This window comes from Lentzea sp. NBRC 105346, assembly GCF_030269605.1.
Classification (GTDB): Bacteria; Actinomycetota; Actinomycetes; order Mycobacteriales; family Pseudonocardiaceae; genus Lentzea.
The window spans coordinates 32,672-48,812 of the sequence record NZ_BSTQ01000006.1 but is presented as its reverse complement, the minus strand read 5'-3'; the positions used below and the strand labels follow the sequence as shown (position 1 = coordinate 48,812).

The window sequence follows — 16,141 nt, the reverse complement described above, 5'->3', positions numbered from 1 at the left end:
AGCTTTCCAAGCGCCCAGCGCTTGGAAAGCTCCCCCCATAGCACTAAGCCACGCGAGGCTGAGCCCGGCTGTTGTGCAGCATCGTCGCGCGGCCCGTGCCGTCGTCGCCGAGCAGGACGTGCACGTGGTGCAGGCCCCGCACCGGTTCCACCGCCACCAGGTGATCCGGCAGCAACTGCACCGCGCGCACGGTCTGCTCCGGGATCAGCTCGGCGACATCGGGCCGCAGCGGCTCGACGTGCAGCCAGACCTCGCCGTCACGGACCAACACCTCCTCCCGCAACGACATCGAGGCGTACACCCCGACAGCGCGATGCGGATCGACCGGGATCGGAGTCGCCGGTGGGCCGGGGAACCGCGGGATCTCCGGCAACAACGACCGCAGCGACGCGTGCACCTTGGCAGGCTCACCGCGCAGGGCGACCGCGAACGACGGCGTCACCACCAGCATCGCGTGCTCCCCCGGCGAGTTGCCCTCGTGCCCGGCCACACCCGGCGCCAGGATCCGCCAGCCCAGGCCCCACGCCCCGCCGAGATACCGGTCCGGCACGGGAGCGTGCACGTCCCGCATCACCGCCAGCGCCGGATCCTCCATGTGCAGCCGGGCGAACTCCAGCAGCCCGCGCGTCGAGGCGCGCAGGCCGTAGTGCCCCCGCGCCTCCCACGCGTCGATGCCGGGCAGCCCCAGATCGTCGATCAGCACTGGCAACGGCTTGCCGCGCAACGACTCCACGAGCAAGCCCGCGACCTGCCAGCCGGTCTGGCTGTAGGAGTGCACGGAACCCGGCGGCGTGATCTGCGGCAACCGCGTCAGGTCGCAGTCGACGTACACGTCGCCCTCGAACCCGGCCGAGTGCGTCATCAGGTGCCGCGTCGTGAACGGCACCTCGAACTCGGGCAGGTACGTGCGCACCGGCGCGTCGAGGTCGAGCATCCCGTCGAGGACGAGCCGCTGCACGAGCGTCGCGGTGAACAGCTTGGTGATCGAGCCGACGGAGAACAGCTCGTCCGTGGCGCCGGAGACGACGCCCTCCGACAGCACCGCGGTCACAATTCCTCCACTGTGGACACGAACGACGAAGGCGGCGGCAGCGAGGCGATCTCCTGGGCGACCCGAGCCGCCGCCTCGCGCACCTGCGGTTCCAGCACGGCCGACACGTCGCCACCGACCACCCCGGCACCGGACCGCACGACGGCCGAGGCGTTCACGAAGTGGTCCGCACCCTGCGGCAGCAACAGCTGCGGCACCCCGAGCGCGAGCGCCGTCAACGTCGTTCCCGCACCACCGTGATGGATCACCGCCGAGCAGCGCGCCAGCAACGACCCGAGCGGCACCCACCCCAGCGTCCGCGCGCCCGCTGCGGTCTGCGTCCCCGCGATCACCACCTCGTAGTCGCCGAAGTCCAGCTGCGGCAACGAAGGCAGCACGGTTCCGAACGTCAGCGCGATGCGCGGCCGGTCGTCCAGCACCGGCATCCGCCCGCCGGAGGGCGGCACGTACCGCATCGACCGGCCGAGTCCCTCGGCCAGCCGCAGCGACGGCGGCGTCACGTCGAGCGACAACACCGGTGGCCGCCAGCTCTCCCCCATCGCCGAGGCGATCAGGAACCCGGTCCGCGTCGTCTCCGCGAAGCTCATCCCGTGTTGCACGGCGGGCACGTCGAGCTTGGCCGCGACCAGCGGGCCGGCGCCGTCCAACGGCGTGTGCACCACGACATCCGGGCCCCACGTCTGCGCGAACGCCAGCAGCCCGTCACGCATCAGCGCGGCCAGCTCGGCGAACACCGTCGCGGCGAACGCGAGGTCACCCGGTGAGCGCGCCTGCCGCGTGGTCGCCCGGAAGCCCGGATCGGACGTGAACCGCCCGAACACCCGGTCGACATCCGCCGACGGTGCGACGTCCACGACCGGCAGGCCGCACGACAGCACGGCGTCCAGGCCCGCGGCACCACGTCCGGTCGTCGCCAGCACGACGTCGTGTCCCGCCGTACGCATCGCCCACGCCAGCGGCACCAGCGGCAGGCAGTGCCCGACGCCGGCCGGAGCCGAGAACAGGACCTTCATCCGATCACCATCCGATCCCCCGCCACGACGAGCTCGAACGACCGCCCGCAGGCGGCGCACCAGCAGGAGAACCAGCTCTCGTCGCGCACCCAGAACTCCTGCACGAGGGCCAGCTCCTCACCGCACCACGGGCAGCGCGCCGGAGACGTCAAGGCCCACCTCCGCGTACCGCCGGACGATCTCGTCCACCCGCGTGCTGAACCTGGCGTGCGCGGCGGACAGGAAGTCGCGCACGAACCCGGTGCCCTCGCCGAACTTCTCGTTCTCCTGCGGCAGGTCGATGACGCCGCCGCTCCGGTGCACGCCCATCGGGTCCATCCCGATGCGCACCCGCTCCATCTGCTCGAAGTACATGCGCCGCAACATGATCACGCCGCGGTCGACGGTGCCGAGATGCTCGCGCGAACGGTCGCTGATCCGCCCCTGCGTCACCCACGCCATGATGTCCTGGCCCTCGACGTGGTCGAGGCGGAAGCTGCCGTCCTCCCACTGCCACGGCACCTCGTAGCAGGACACCGGTCCCGGCGAGGGCACGGGCAGCCCGCCCGGCTTGTACGTCGTGTACCAGAGCAGCAACGTGTGCTCGTCGTCGATCGGCGTGCGCAGGTGGAAACCGAAGCTGCCGCCACCGCCGAGCCGCAGCATGTTCGGGAACACCAGCGGATGCCCGACGGACCAGTCGTCCGCGGAAGCGTCCTGCCCCTCCAGCTTGCGCCGCATGAGGATCCCGTAGTCGGTCTTCTCGAACGCCGTCTCCTGGTTGAGCTTCGAGAACGTGCGCGGGATCTCGACGGGCATGCCGCGGCTCGCCAGCCACTCGCTGTACCGCCCGTGCAGCCACGCGACGTGGTCGAGGTCGACCGCGTTCTCCATGATCTGCACGAAGTTGCACGGCACGACCGCCCACCCGACGTCACGGATGGCGTCGTCCCACGTGAAGAGGTCGTACAACGGCAGCACCGGCGCCGGCTGCGGACCGAGGTATGCGAACACGAGGCCGCCCAGTTCCTCGACCGGGTAGGCCCGCGCCTGCACGCGATGCGCGAACGTGGACGACTCGGGCTCACCCGGCTGTTCGAGACACGAGCCGCTGCCGTCGAAAAGCCAGCCGTGGTAAGGACAACGCAGCCCGTCGACCTCGACGATGCCGTGCGACAACGCGGCGCCGCGGTGCGGGCAGCGGTCTTCGAGCAGGTGCACGCTGCCGTCGAGCAGCCGGTACAGCACGAGGTCCTCGCCGAGCACGCGGACGGGCATGAGGTCGTGCGTGCGCACCTGCGAGCTGATCGCGACCGGCCACCAGTACCGGCGCAGCAGCTCGCCCATCGGCGTGCCCGCGCCGAACCGCGTCAGGGTTTCGTTGCGCTCAACGGAGAGCATCAGCAACCACACACCTTGCGCAGCGCGCCGTCGCGCACCATCTCCGTCACCGCGGCGACGTCGTGGTCGAGCCTGCGGTCGCCGTCGAGGAACGCGACCTCGGAGCGCACCAGTTCGTACGCCGCCCGCGTGCCCGCCCCGAGCTTCGCCGGATCACGCAGGTCAGCGGCCTGGCACAACGCCAGGAGGTGGATCGCGACGACATTCTGCACGAGCTCGACGACGGTGCGCGCGTCGCGAGCCGCGATCGTGCCCATGCTGACCTTGTCCTGGTTGTGCGCCTCGGTCGACCGCGAGAACGACGTGGCCGGCATGGTGTTGCGCAACGCCTCGGCGGTCAGCGCCGAGCATGCGATCTGCATGCCCTTGAACCCGTGGTGCAGGCCCTGATCGTCGTCATCGGTGAACCGCGGGATGAGGTTCGGCGTGAGCCCGTTGTTGAACTTCTCGTCGACGATCAACGCGAGCTGGCGGTCCAGCAGGTCACCGACGGACGCGACCGCGGTCTTCAGCGAGTCCATCGCCTGCCCGACGTGCCCGCCGTAGAAGTTGCCGCCGTTGTACACGTTGCCACTGTCCACATCGAACAGTGGGTTGTCGTTGGTGGAGTTCATCTCCACCTCCAGCCACTCGCGCGCCCACCGCGTGGTGTCGCGCAGCACGCCGACCACGTGCGGCGCGCACCGCACCGAGTAGCGGTCCTGGATCGAGTGGTTGAGCTCCAGGAACGACCCGTCCTCGATCGCCGGCAGAGCGCCGAGGACCTGCGGGTAGTCCTTGGACAGCCCGGAGCCGGCGAGCAGCTCCCGCACCTGGGCGGCGCTGCGCACCTGCCCTTGGTGCGGCTTCTGATCGTGGATCACGGCATCGAAGTGCCCGCGGTTGCCCAGCAGCACCTCGGACGCGAGCGCGGTGCACAGGTCCGCCGCGAACGCCAGCTCCTCGGCGTCGTGCAACGCGAGCGCCGCGAACCCGGTCATGAACGACGTGCCGTTGATCAGGGCGAGCGCTTCCTTCGCCTCCAGGGTGACCGGCGTGAGCCCGCACTCCTTCAGGGCTTCCTCGGCCGTGGTCTCCCGGCCCCGGAACAGCACGTCGCCCTCGCCGGTGAGCAGGTTCGCCAGGTAGCACAACGGGACCAGGTCGCCGCTGGCGCCGACCGAGCCGCGCTCCGGGATCAGCGGCAACACGTCGTGGCGCAGACAGTCGAGCAGCAGCCGGACGACCTCGGGCCGCACCCCCGAATACCCGCGCGCCAGGCAGTTCGCCCGGACGGCCATCGTCGCCCTGATCACGTCCGGCTGCGCGATCGGTCCGCTGCCGTTGAGGTGGTACTGGACCAGGTTGCGCTGCAGCGCAACGGTCTTCGCGGCACCGATCTGCCGGATGCAACTCGCACCGAACCCGGTGGTGACGCCGTAGATCGGCTGCCCGGTGGCGATCAGGTGGTTCTTCAGCTCGACCGATGCCGTCATGCGGGCGGCCGCCGCGTCGTCGAGCCGCACGTCCGGCTTGCCCCCGCGGGCGATCCGCACGGCGTCCGCGACGGTGAGCAGGCGGGCTCCGATCGCGATCTGTTCGTTCATGCGCGGCACCTTCTCGGCACCGTGCACAAAAACCGCACAGACACGAATCTCGCCAGGCCCGGTGCTAGCGAACGTGACGTTCGCGGACATCTATGTCCCCATACGTCACGTTCGCTCGTGCGGGAGCAGATCCGGCGGCCGAGTCGGGTGATTCGATCAGGGGTTGGTGGTACTTGCAGACGCGATCTCCCAGCACACGGACGAGATCTGCTGACCGGCCGGCCCGCGGGCTTCGCCAACGCCGTGCACCGCGAAGCGGGCGTCCCCGATCCGAAGGGGGACCCCTTGTCTTAATTCTCCCAGACAGGTCTGACAATTCCGGGCCGCAAGCCGCCTCACCCGGCCGACCGCAGCCCCGCCAGCAACGCCGCCGCCCGCGCCACGGTCGGATCATCCAACGCCGTCAGCAACCCGAAAGCCTGCTCAGCCGCGGTCCGAGCCGCCACGTTCCGCCCCAGAGCCCGCAACACGGGCACGAGCTCGCACAAAGCCTCGGCCTCGATCCGCCGCATCCCGAACCCGTGAAAGAGGTGCCGGGCGAAGTGCAGATCCCGCAACGCCTGCCGGTGCCCACCCAGCGAAGCGCGCACCTTCCCCAGCCACAAAGCGCAGAACGCCTGCCCACGCCGATCCCGGCACTCGGCGAAGATCACGGTCGCGCGGTCGAGCAGCTCCAGGGCGTCGTAGAGCATGTCGAGCTCCCACAGGCAGCGCGCGGTGTTCAGCATCGCGTAGGCCTGACCGGGCAGCTGCCCGACGGCGCGGAACAGCATTCCGGACCGCTCGAACGCCTCCGCGGCCGAGGTGAACGCGCCCAGCCCGAGCTGCGTCCCGCCGATCGCGCTCCACACGTCCGCCTGCAAAGCCTGGTCGCCCAGCTCTCCGGACATCCGCAGCGCCTCGGCCAGGCACGATGTGGCCTCGTCGTAGCGTTCCAGGTACACCAGTGAGGTCCCGATCCGCCGCCGGGCCAGCACACTCCCGTACCGGTCGTCGGCGGCGGTCATCAGGTCCAGCGCCCGCGTCGCGTCCGCCAGCGCCTCGCTGCACCGGCCCGCCTCGTTGAGCCACGTGCTGCGGTACGCGAGCACGTACCCCGCCTCTCCAGGGCAGCCCTCGCTGAGGAACGTGGCCAGGCTGTGGTCGAACAACGCCAGCGCCTCGTCGATCCGGCCCTCCTCCGCCGCCTTGCGGCCGAGTGAGCGTTGCGCCACGGCGAGGTCCAGCGGGTCCACCGCCGAGCGCAGGTCGACCGGGCGGACGTCGAGCACGAAATCGTTGCGCAGCAAGGTCTCGTGCAGCTGCCGCAGCCGTGGTCCCGGCGACACCCCGAGCTGGGTGGAGAGCACATCGGACACCTGCGCGTACGTGTCGAGCGCCTCGGCGTGCCGGCCGCTGCGGTACTGCGCGACGACCAGTTGTTCCCACAGCCGTTCCCGCAGCGGGAACTCGCGCACCAGCCCGAGCAGCTCCGGAATCAACGCGGCGTGCTCGCCGAGCTCCAGCCGCGCCTGCACGTGGTCCTCGACGGCCGCGCGGCGCAGCTCGTTCAGGCGCGCTGCCTCGGCGTGCAGCGCGGACTCGTCCGGGATGCCGTCCAGGGCGTCGCCCTGCCACAGGTCCAGTGCTTCGCCGAGCCGTTGCGCGACGACGACCGGGTCACCCGTCTCGGCGGCGGTCGTGAGCAGCCGCTCGAACTCCGTCAGGTCGCAGTGGTCGACCTCCAGCCGGTAGCCGGGCCGCTGGCTGACCAGCCGCAGCCCGAGCCGCCGCAGCGCGGCCGCGTACGTCCGCAGGTTCGCCGCCGACGAGCTGGGCGGCTCGTCACCCCACAGCGCGCGGCACAGCCGGTCCACGGACACCGGGCGTCCGCCGCCGAGCACGAGGGCGGCCAGGAAGGCCCGCTGCTTGGGCCCACCGAGCGCGACCGATCTGCCGTCGACGATCACCTGGACGGGGCCGAGCAGCCGCGGGCTGACTCCGTCGTGTATCGCCACGACTGCGGATCGTAACGATGATCAATTGAGACGGAGTAGGGCCGAGGGGTTGAAATAGAGCACGGAACGCAGGAAGTCAGACCCTATTTCCCACTCGGCGATCGCTCGCAGCTGCGTCGCGTAGTCGTACGGGATGTTCGGGAAGTCGCTGCCGAACGCGACGCGGTCGCCCAGGTCGGCCAGCCTGAGGGCCCAGTCGTCCGGCAACGGCGCGAACGCCTCGGAGAACGGGACGCCGACCATGGTCGTGTCGATATGCACGCGCGGGAAGCGTCGCACCAGGTCGAGCGCGGGCAGGTAGTCCGGCATGCCCGCGTGCGCGATGACGGCGGTGAGCCGCGGATGCCGTTCGAGCACCTGGGCCAGCACGTCCATCCCGGTGTGCGCGCCCGGAATCGGCCCGTTGCCGGCATGCGTGACGACCGGGACACCCGCCTCGGCGATCATGCCCCACACCGGGTCGAGCAGTGGGTCACGCGGGTCGTAGGCGCCGACCTGCACGTGCACCTTGAAGCACCGCGCGCCGGCGTCCAGGGCCTTGCGCACGTATTCGTCGGCGTCCGGCTCGGCGAAGAAGGTGGCCGTCGGGACGGCCTCGGGAACGCGGGTGCCGAAGTCGAGCGCCCAGTCGTTCAGCCACGCCGCCATGCCGGGCTTGTGCGGGTAGACGAGCGGCGCGAACCCCGTGACGCCGAGGTTCCGCAGCGTCTGGAGTCGCTCTTCCTCGCTGGTCCGGTAGTTGATGGGCCAGATACCGGTTCCGTCGAAATACGACCAGACCTTGTCGAGCACGTTCTGCGGCATGAAGTGAACGTGGATGTCGACGAGGCCCGGCAGCCCCAGCTCGTCGAGCCAGGGCCGGACCTCGTCGTCAGTACCGACCCTTGAGGGCACGGCCGTGCGCCTTGGCGATCTCGCGGTTCGCGTCGCGCTTGGCGATCGCCTGCCGCTTGTCGTAGGCCTTCTTGCCCTGCGCCAGCGCCAGCTCGACCTTGACGTACCCGTCCTTGAAGTACATCTGCAACGGGATGAGCGTCAGGCTCGACTCCTTGGTCTTGCCGATCAGCCGCTCGATCTCCTTGCGGTGCAGCAACAGCTTCCGCTTGCGCCGCACCTCGTGGTTGGTCCAGGTCCCCGCCACGTACTCGGGGATGTGCAGCGCGTGCAGCCAGATCTCGCCGTCGTCGACCTGGGCGAAGGCGTCCACAAGGGACGCCCGCCCCATCCGCAGGCTCTTCACCTCGGTGCCGACGAGCACGATCCCGGCCTCGTAGGTGTCCAGAATGGTGTAGTCGTGCCGAGCCTTGCGGTTCGACGCGATCACCTTCTGCCCGCGTTCCTTGACCATGCTCTGACTCTACGTGACCGCGCCAGCCGTTAAAGCCGCACGTAGAGGCGCAGCGTGACGTAGCCGGTGACCGCCGAGATCATGATCGCGACCAGGAACATCCACGGCGCCGCGTACACCAGGATGTCGAGGTAGCCGATGTTCGGCACGATCCCGGACTCGGTCAGGCTGCCCGACACGCGGCCGAGGAACGCCGCCTTCAGGCCCGCGAGCAGCGCCACGCCGCCCAGCGCACCGACCAGGCCGGTGACCACCGCCTCGATGAGGAACGGCAGCTGCGTGTACCACCGCGTCGCGCCGACGAGGCGCATGATGCCGACCTCGGTGCGCCGGGTGAACGCCGACAGCTGGATCGTGTTCGAGATCAGCAGCACGGACGCGATACCGACGATGAGCGCCATGAGGAGCACGAAGTCGCGCACGCCGTTCAACGCGTCGAAGAACCGCTGCAGGAACTTGCTCTGGTCGTCGATGCTCTTCACGCCGGGCTTGCCGGTGAACGCCTGGACGATCACGTCCGTGCGCTCCGGGTCCGCCAGCTTGACGCGGAACGTCGCCGGGATCGCCTCGGGCCGGGCGAGCTTGAGCAGCTCGGGCTGCGACTCGAAGATCTGCTTGAAGCGCTCGTAGCCCTTGTCGCGGTTCTCGAAGATGACCGAGTCGATGCCGGACGTGGTCTCCAGCTCGGAGCGCAGGCCGGCGCAGGGCTGCTGCGCGCAGTCCTTGTCGTTCGCGCTGACGTCGTTCGTCAGCACGATGGAGACCTCGAGCTTGCCCTGGTAGTTGGCCTGCATCTTGTCGATCGTGCGGACGACGAGCAGGCCACCGCCGAGCAGGAAGAGCGAGATCGCGGTCGTGAGGATCATCGCGATCGTCATCGTGACGTTCCGGCGCAGGCCGGTGATGACCTCGCTGAACACGAAGCTGGTACGCATCGGGGCCGGTGTTCCTTGGGGTCGGGGTCGGGGGTGGGTGTCCTAGCGGCCTACGCCGTAGACACCCCGCGCGTCGTCACGGACGACCTTGCCGAAGCTCAGCTCGACGACGCGGCGGCGCATCGAGTCGACGATGGAGTGGTCGTGGGTCGCCATGATGACCGTCGTGCCGGTGCGGTTGATGCGCTCCAGCAGCAACATGATGTCCTGGCTCGTGTCGGGGTCCAGGTTTCCGGTGGGCTCGTCCGCGATGAGCACGAGCGGCCGGTTCACGAACGCACGGGCGATCGCGACGCGCTGCTGCTCACCACCCGACAGCTCGGTGGGGAAGCGGTCCGCCTTGCCGTCGAGGCCGACCAGCTGCAGAACCTCGGGCACCACCTTGACGATGGTGTTGCGGGGCTTGCCGATCACCTCGAGAGCGAACGCCACGTTCTCCGCCACCGTCTTGGACGGCAGCAGGCGGAAGTCCTGGAACACGCAGCCGATCGACTGACGCAGGCGGGGGACCCTGCGCCGGGACATCTTGGCGACGTCGAAGTTGGACACGTAGACGCGTCCCCTGGTCGGCACTTCCTCGCGCAGCAGAAGCCGCAGGAAGGTCGACTTGCCGGACCCGGAAGGTCCGATCAGGAACACGAACTCACCCTTGTCCATCTCGACGGACACGTCGTCGAGTGCGGGACGCGTGGAGGTCTTGTAGACCTTGGAAACGTGTTCGAGGCGAATCACGAGCGGCGAGTCTACCCGTGGGCTGGGTAAAGCCCCCGTTCCGGTTAACTTTCCCGGTCGATCGGCGAGATCGAAGGAGGCTTCACCTCAGGTGATGCCACGTCGTGAGGCTAAACACCAGATCAGCTCTGGGACTGCTTGCGCCACCGGATGCCGGCCTCGAGGAAGTCGTCGATCTCGCCGTCGAGCACCGCCGACGGGTTGCCGACCTCGTGCTCGGTCCGCAGGTCCTTCACCATCTGGTAGGGGTGCAGCACGTAGGAGCGCATCTGGTTGCCCCAGCTGGAGCCGGAGTCCTTGAGCGCGTCCATCTTCGCCTGCTCCTCCTGCCGCCTGCGCTCGAGGAGCTTGGCCTGCAGGACGTTCATCGCGGTCGCCTTGTTCTGCAGCTGGGAGCGCTCGTTCTGGCAGGAGACCACGATGCCGGTCGGGATGTGCGTCAGGCGCACGGCGGAGTCGGTCGTGTTGACGCCCTGCCCACCGGGACCGGACGAGCGGTACACGTCGACGCGCAGGTCCTTTTCGTCGATCTCGACGTGGTCGGTCTGCTCGACGACCGGAACGACCTCGACGCCGGCGAACGACGTCTGGCGGCGGCCCTGGTTGTCGAACGGCGAGATGCGCACGAGCCGGTGCGTGCCCTGCTCGACACTCAGCGTGCCGTAGGCGTACGGGGCGGTGACGCGGAAGGTCGCGGACTTGATGCCCGCCTCTTCGGCGTAGGAGGTGTCGAAGACCTCGACGCCGTAGCCGTGGCGCTCGGCCCAGCGGGAGTACATGCGCAGCAGCATCTCGGCGAAGTCCGCGGCGTCGACGCCACCGGCCTCGGCGCGGATGGTGATCAGCGCGTTGCGCTCGTCGTACTCACCGGACAGCAGCGTGCGCACCTCGAGGCTCGCGATCTCCTCGCGCAGCTTCGACCGGTCGTTGTCGGCGTCGGCCAGCGCGTCGGCGTCGTCCGCTTCCTCGGCGAGCTCGTAGAGCAACGGGAGGTCGTCGAGACGTTCGCGCAGGCCCGTCACGCGGCGCAGCTCGCCCTGCTTGTGCGAGAGCGCGCTGGTGACCTTCTGAGCCTTCTCCTGGTCGTCCCAGAGGTCCGGGCGCGCGGCCTGCTCTTCCAAGTCGGCGACCTGCGCGCGCAGTCCATCGAGGTCCATCACCGCCTCGATGCTCGAGAGCGTGGCGGAGAGGTCCTTGATGTCAGCTTCGACGTCCGGGTTCACGGCAGAAGATTACGCCAGCACCGGTCGCGGGGTGCGACCGGTGCTCGCACGTGCCGTGAACACGGCCGCTCAGGGGTGTGCCGTTATGGCCACCTTCACGGACGTGAGGTCCGTGAAGGTGGCCATAACGGCACCACCTCAGGCCGTGGGGATGGCGTCCAGGAGCTTGAGGACGGCCTTCGCGTGGGCCAGGCCGAACTCGGCCACCGCCTTCGCGTAGGGGTCCTCCGCGGTCTTCGCGGCCAGCTTGGCGGTCTCCTGCTCCTGCCCGTACGAGGCGCGCGCCGTGTCGATCAGGCTCTGGCGCTGCTTCGCGGTCAACGAGCCGGCGTGCACGAGCCGCAGGATCAGCGGGCTGCGCAGGTGGTCCGGACCGGGCTCGGAGAGCAGCCAGGTCTTGAAGGCCTTCTTGCCCGCCGCGGTGAGCACGTACTGCTGGCTGGAGCGCGGCCCTTGCTTGCCGAGTCGCAGCAGGCCGGCGTCGGCCAGCGCGGGCAGCTCGCGGTACACCTGGCTGCGGGTCACGCTGAAGAACGCACCGAAGCGCTCCCCGGCCTCCGCCACCAACTGGCCACCGGTCTTGGGTCCGTCGTGCAGCAGCCCGAGGAGGGCGGCTGCGGTCGCATTCAGGTCTGACACAACGACAACGTTCCCACGTCCACACCGACCTGTCCACAATGGTCAGCCGTTGAGTCCACAGTGGCTGATCACGGGCTAGCGTTGTTGGGCCATGCGGAGCAACGAAAAGTCGCACTGAGTCGCCGCGTCTCGATCGGCGCCCCTCGTTTGGCCGCTTGACCGTCAGTATCCACCTGGGATGGAAAACCCCTTCGGCGGCAACGAAAACCCGTCCCCCTCACCCGATCGGCGGCACATTCTCACCGGCCGGAGCCGACCGACTACTGCTCCCCTGCACTCCTGTTCCCACAACCCGGTGAACCCGGCGCCGACCCCTGGCCCATCCCAGGTGGACTGAGAAAATGATCACTGCCGGGTCAGGTCTGAGCGCAGGAGGTCGGGGACGATGGGCATGAACATGAAGTGGAAGGACCACAAGGTCGTGCAGCACGCGGCGGCGTGGGCGGCGGGGACGATCCCGGAGCAGCGCGGCAACGACGAGTGCATGGTGTGCGGCAAGACGATCAAGAAGCACCGCACGGTCCACGGTCAGGGGCGGATCTGCAGCAGCATGCTCTGCGCGCGCTACTGGGCGGAGAACATGACCTGAATCACCGCGCCCTTCGCGGGGGCTTGGGGGGCTCGGCCCCCCAATACCATGCGAAAAAGCCCTGTTCGCGATCTCCGCGAACAGGGCTTTCCCACTTTGTAGCGGGGACAGGATTTGAACCTGCGACCTCTGGGTTATGAGCCCAGCGAGCTACCGAGCTGCTCCACCCCGCGCCGCTGTCTTGCTACATGAAGAACTATACACCCTTCAAAAACCACTTTTCACCGCCCCCCACAACCGCCCATTTCCGCAGGTAGAGGGCGACATTTGGTGAGCGCCGAACATCGAGCGATCACCAAACATCTGGTGGGCATCTCCCGCAGGTGGGCCACATCTAGCGGGCGCAGCCGCCCGACGGGCGCAGCCCGAGGGCGGCAAGCCCGCACGTGGGGGGCTTGGGGGGCTCGGCCCCCCAAAATAATGCGAAAAAGCCCTGTTCGCGCATTCCGCGAACAGGGCTCTCCCGGCTTTGTAGCGGGGACAGGATTTGAACCTGCGACCTCTGGGTTATGAGCCCAGCGAGCTACCGAGCTGCTCCACCCCGCGTCGGTAAACAGAACCCTACGGGGTGGAGCATCAACAATGCAAATCGGGTGGTCAGCCCGACGGGGTGGGCGATGGAACGACCGACGAGGGCGGCGGCGTGGACGGCGAGCCGCCCCCGTTCGTGTTGGCCTTGTCGAACCGTTTGATCGCGTCGTCGAGGCGCTGGTACGCCGCGCCGAGCTCGGTGAAGTTGCCGTTCTTCTGGGCGTTGCGGATGTCGGTGAGCGCGGACTGCATGTCCTTGATGGCCTGCTGCAGTTCGGGGCTCAGGTTGGCGTTGGGCGGCGTGGGCGTCGACGGCGTGGTCGACGGCGGCTGGCCGTTGTTGTTCGGGTCGGTCGGCGCCGGCACGGTCGTTCCGGCCCCGGTGAGCACCTGGTCCAGCGCGTCCTTCAGCGTCGAGCCGTAGCCGACCTTGTCGCCGAAGCTGACGAGCACCTTGGACAGCTGCGGGTACGACGTCTGTTGTGAGGCCCGCTCGATGTAGACGGGCTCCACGTAGAGCAGGCCGCCGCCGACCGGCAGGGTCAGCAGGTTGCCGTACACGACGTTCGACTTCTGCTGGTTGAGGATGTTGAGGTCCTTGGAGACCGTGTCGGACGTCAGGAACTGCGTCTGGATCTGCTGCGGGCCCTTCGCGTCCTGCTGCAGCTGCAGCACGCTGATCTTGCCGTAGGTGTCCGGGTCGGAGCTGACCGAGACGTACGACGCCATGAACTCCCGGTTCTGCCGCACCAGCGAGCTGGTCAGCTGGAAGCTCACCTTGTCCGAGTCGTTCGGGTCGCCGGCGAGCACGTAGAACGGCGGCTGCCGGTCCTTGCGCTGCTTGCCCTGCTGTTCCTGGGCCTGCGCCGTGATCACGTTGTCGATCGTCGGGTCACTGGGGACGCCCCAGAACGAGACACCGGAGAAGAAGTCGCGCGGGTTGGTGACGTGGTAGGACGCCAGCGTCTGCCGCTGGACCTTGAACAGGTCCTCCGGGTAACGGAAGTGCGCCCGCAGCTCGGCGGAGATGTCGCTGGACGGCTTGACGGTGCCGGGGAAGACCCCCTGCCACGCCTTGAGCACCGGGTCCTTCTCGTCCATCGCGTACAGGGTCACCGTGCCGTCGTAGGCGTCCACAGTGGCCTTGACCGAGTTGCGGATGTAGTTGACCGGGCGGTTGACCTGCTGGACGACGCCGCCCTCGGTGGTCAGCGAGTCGTTGGTCGCCTCACCGAGCTGCTGCTTCTGCGCGTAGGGGTAGTTGTCCAGCGTGGTGTAGCCGTCGACGATCCAGATGATCTTGCCGTTGACGACGGCCGGGTACGGGTCGCCGTCCACGGTCAGCCACGGCGCCACGGCCTGCACGCGGTCGCGCGGGTGCCGCTTGATGAGGATCTTCGACTCGTCGCCGATGGCGGAGTTGAACAGGATGTTCCGCTCGCCGTAGTTCGCGGCGAAGACGAGCTTGTTGAAGATGCTGCCGACGGACACGCCACCGGTGCCGGTGTAGGTGTACTGCGAGGTGTCGGTGTCGTACTCGCCGCTCGACCCCGCGGGACGGCCACCGACGATGGCGTAGTCGTCGGCGCCGAACAGCTCGCCGTAGTAGGTGCGCGGCTCCTTGACCTCGATGCCGTCGGTGCTGTTGAACAGCTTGCCGTTCGAGGCGATCTCGCCGACCTTGAAGTCGGGGTAGCCGCCGTTGCCGGTGTCAGAGGCGATCGCGTTGACCTTGTTCGCCTCGGCGTAGACGAAGCCGTTGCCGTGGGTGTAGATCAGGTGCCGGTTGATCCAGTCACGCTGGTTCTCCGGCAGACCGCCACTGTTGAGCTCGCGGACGGCGACGATGTAGTCGCGAACCTTGCCGTCCACTGTGTACCGGTCGATGTCGAGCTTGGTCGGGAACCCGTAGAACGGCCGCTGCTGCTGCAGCTGCGTGAACGTCTTCGCCAGCACGGCCGGGTCCAGCAGGCGGATGTTGCCGAGCGTCGCCTGGTCGCCGCGCAGCTCTTCGAGCGACACGTTCTGCTTGCCCTCGTAGGGCTTCGTCTGAACCTTGTCCTCGGTGAGCCCGTACGCCTGTTTGGTGGCGTCGATGTTGCGCTGGATCGACTGGGCTTCCTTCTCGATCGCGTTGGGCTTGACCGAGAACTGCTCGAGAACCGCGGGCCACGCAGCACCGACCAGCACGCTGGACAGCACCAGCAGCACGGTCGCGATCGCGGGCAGCTGAACGTTGCGCATGAACGCGCCGGCGAAGAACGCCGCGGCGCAGAACACCGCGATGCACAGCAGAATCAGCTTGGCGGGCAACACCGCGTTGAGGTCGGTGTAGCTGGCGCCGTCGAACTTCTCGTTACGGTTGGAGAAGAGCAACTCGTACCGGTCGAAGAAGTACGCGACGGCCTTCAACAGCACGAACGAGCCCGCGACGAGCGCGAGGTGCAGCCGAGCGGGGCTGGACAACTGCCCACCGCGCCCGGCGAGCCGGATGCCCCCGAACAGGTAGTGCCCGACAACCGCGCCGATGAACGAGATCGCGGTCGTGATGAACAGCCACGACAGCAGCCACTCGAAGAACGGCAGCTTGAACGCGTAGAACCCGATGTCGTGCCCGAACTGCGGGTCCGTGACACCGAACGAAGTAGCGTTGAAGAACAGCTGCACCTGCTGCCAGTCGGCCTGCGCCGACGCACCCGCGATCAACGCGATGAACAGCGGAATGCCAAGCCCGAACAGGCGCATCCGCCGCATCACGACGGTGCGGTAGCGCGCCACCGGGTCGTCCGGCCCGGCGACCGGCACGAACACCGGACGCGACCGGTAGGCGAGGTAGAGGTTGAGGCCCACGACGCCGCCGACGAACACACCGACCGCCAGGAACAACCCCAGCTTGGTCAGGATCTCGGTGGTGTAGACGTTGCGGAAACCGACCTCACCGAACCAGAGCCAGTTCACATAGGTGTCGAGCAGCCGTGATCCGGTGATCAGTCCGAACAGCAGCACCACACCGACGATGAGCAGGATTCGGCTGCGCCGGGACAGTTTCGGCAGTCCGACCGGAGGCCTAGTGGCCACGAGGCACGCTCCTGGATCGCGGTCTTGAGATACGTACGT

13 protein-coding genes and 2 tRNA genes are annotated in these 16,141 nt (G+C 68.3%); 1 reads left to right on the top strand and 14 read right to left on the bottom strand.

Annotated elements, in window-relative coordinates; translation table 11 throughout:
- Positions 1 to 43: 43 nt before the first annotated feature.
- From QSK35_RS14635 to QSK35_RS14585, 11 genes are all read right to left on the bottom strand, one after another.
- Positions 44 to 1,051: a serine hydrolase domain-containing protein gene (locus QSK35_RS14635; RefSeq protein ID WP_285746247.1), complete on the bottom strand. Its 1,008-nt coding sequence runs from the start codon at positions 1,049 to 1,051 to the stop codon at positions 44 to 46.
- Entirely contained in the window at positions 1,048 to 2,064 is a 1,017-nt protein-coding gene (locus QSK35_RS14630; protein WP_285746245.1) for a nucleotide disphospho-sugar-binding domain-containing protein, read from the bottom strand. Before QSK35_RS14630 ends, QSK35_RS14635 begins: the two co-directional genes overlap by 4 nt.
- 117 nt (positions 2,065 to 2,181) lie before the next feature.
- Positions 2,182 to 3,444, bottom strand: coding sequence for a Rieske 2Fe-2S domain-containing protein (locus tag QSK35_RS14625; RefSeq protein ID WP_285746243.1), 1,263 nt, complete (start codon positions 3,442 to 3,444; stop codon positions 2,182 to 2,184).
- Entirely contained in the window at positions 3,444 to 5,030 is a 1,587-nt protein-coding gene (locus QSK35_RS14620; RefSeq protein ID WP_285746241.1) for an HAL/PAL/TAL family ammonia-lyase, read from the bottom strand. The genes QSK35_RS14625 and QSK35_RS14620 overlap by 1 nt, the downstream gene beginning before the upstream one ends.
- A 335-nt stretch (positions 5,031 to 5,365) precedes the next feature.
- On the bottom strand, positions 5,366 to 7,027 hold the full coding sequence (locus QSK35_RS14615; protein ID WP_285746240.1) for an AfsR/SARP family transcriptional regulator: 1,662 nt from the start codon (positions 7,025 to 7,027) through the stop codon (positions 5,366 to 5,368).
- A gap of 21 nt (positions 7,028 to 7,048) precedes the next feature.
- Positions 7,049 to 7,921, bottom strand: coding sequence for an amidohydrolase family protein (locus QSK35_RS14610; RefSeq protein ID WP_285746238.1), 873 nt, complete (start codon positions 7,919 to 7,921; stop codon positions 7,049 to 7,051).
- A complete protein-coding gene (gene smpB / locus QSK35_RS14605; protein ID WP_285746236.1) occupies positions 7,899 to 8,375 on the bottom strand; it encodes an SsrA-binding protein SmpB in 477 nt (158 codons plus the stop codon). Before smpB ends, QSK35_RS14610 begins: the two co-directional genes overlap by 23 nt.
- A gap of 29 nt (positions 8,376 to 8,404) precedes the next feature.
- Positions 8,405 to 9,310, bottom strand: coding sequence for a permease-like cell division protein FtsX (gene ftsX / locus QSK35_RS14600; RefSeq protein ID WP_285746234.1), 906 nt, complete (start codon positions 9,308 to 9,310; stop codon positions 8,405 to 8,407).
- A 42-nt stretch (positions 9,311 to 9,352) separates the two neighbouring features.
- Positions 9,353 to 10,042: a cell division ATP-binding protein FtsE gene (gene ftsE, locus QSK35_RS14595; RefSeq protein WP_285746232.1), complete on the bottom strand. Its 690-nt coding sequence runs from the start codon at positions 10,040 to 10,042 to the stop codon at positions 9,353 to 9,355.
- A gap of 122 nt (positions 10,043 to 10,164) precedes the next feature.
- Positions 10,165 to 11,265 (bottom strand): peptide chain release factor 2, encoded by a 1,101-nt coding sequence (gene prfB, locus QSK35_RS14590; RefSeq protein ID WP_285746230.1) that lies wholly within the window; start codon positions 11,263 to 11,265, stop codon positions 10,165 to 10,167.
- Positions 11,266 to 11,403: 138 nt separating this feature from the next.
- The gene (locus QSK35_RS14585; RefSeq protein ID WP_285746228.1) at positions 11,404 to 11,904 is read right to left on the bottom strand and encodes a PadR family transcriptional regulator; all 501 of its coding nucleotides are present in this window, start codon (positions 11,902 to 11,904) and stop codon (positions 11,404 to 11,406) included.
- 391 nt (positions 11,905 to 12,295) lie between these two features.
- Between QSK35_RS14585 and QSK35_RS14580 the strand changes: the two genes are divergently transcribed.
- A complete protein-coding gene (locus QSK35_RS14580) occupies positions 12,296 to 12,493 on the top strand; it encodes a hypothetical protein (RefSeq protein WP_285746226.1) in 198 nt (65 codons plus the stop codon).
- Positions 12,494 to 12,592: 99 nt separating this feature from the next.
- Here QSK35_RS14580 and QSK35_RS14575 read toward each other — a convergent pair.
- The 3 genes from QSK35_RS14575 to QSK35_RS14565 form a co-directional block, all read right to left on the bottom strand.
- Positions 12,593 to 12,666, bottom strand: a tRNA-Met gene (locus tag QSK35_RS14575).
- Positions 12,667 to 12,965: 299 nt separating this feature from the next.
- Positions 12,966 to 13,039, bottom strand: a tRNA-Met gene (locus QSK35_RS14570).
- 51 nt (positions 13,040 to 13,090) lie between these two features.
- The gene (locus QSK35_RS14565) at positions 13,091 to 16,102 is read right to left on the bottom strand and encodes a UPF0182 family protein (RefSeq protein ID WP_285746224.1); all 3,012 of its coding nucleotides are present in this window, start codon (positions 16,100 to 16,102) and stop codon (positions 13,091 to 13,093) included.
- Between the last annotated feature and the right edge of the window lie 39 nt (positions 16,103 to 16,141).

What these genes read in the sequence shown, in the direction of transcription:
- ftsX (WP_285746234.1), bottom strand. Translation starts at nt 9,310, where the DNA reads ATGCGTACCAGCTTCGTGTTCAGCGAGGTCATCACCGGCCTGCGCCGG.
- smpB (WP_285746236.1), bottom strand. Translation starts at nt 8,375, where the DNA reads ATGGTCAAGGAACGCGGGCAGAAGGTGATCGCGTCGAACCGCAAGGCT.
- QSK35_RS14630 (WP_285746245.1), bottom strand. Translation starts at nt 2,064, where the DNA reads ATGAAGGTCCTGTTCTCGGCTCCGGCCGGCGTCGGGCACTGCCTGCCG.
- QSK35_RS14625 (WP_285746243.1), bottom strand. Translation starts at nt 3,444, where the DNA reads ATGCTCTCCGTTGAGCGCAACGAAACCCTGACGCGGTTCGGCGCGGGC.
- QSK35_RS14620 (WP_285746241.1), bottom strand. Translation starts at nt 5,030, where the DNA reads ATGAACGAACAGATCGCGATCGGAGCCCGCCTGCTCACCGTCGCGGAC.
- QSK35_RS14580 (WP_285746226.1), top strand. Translation starts at nt 12,296, where the DNA reads ATGAACATGAAGTGGAAGGACCACAAGGTCGTGCAGCACGCGGCGGCG.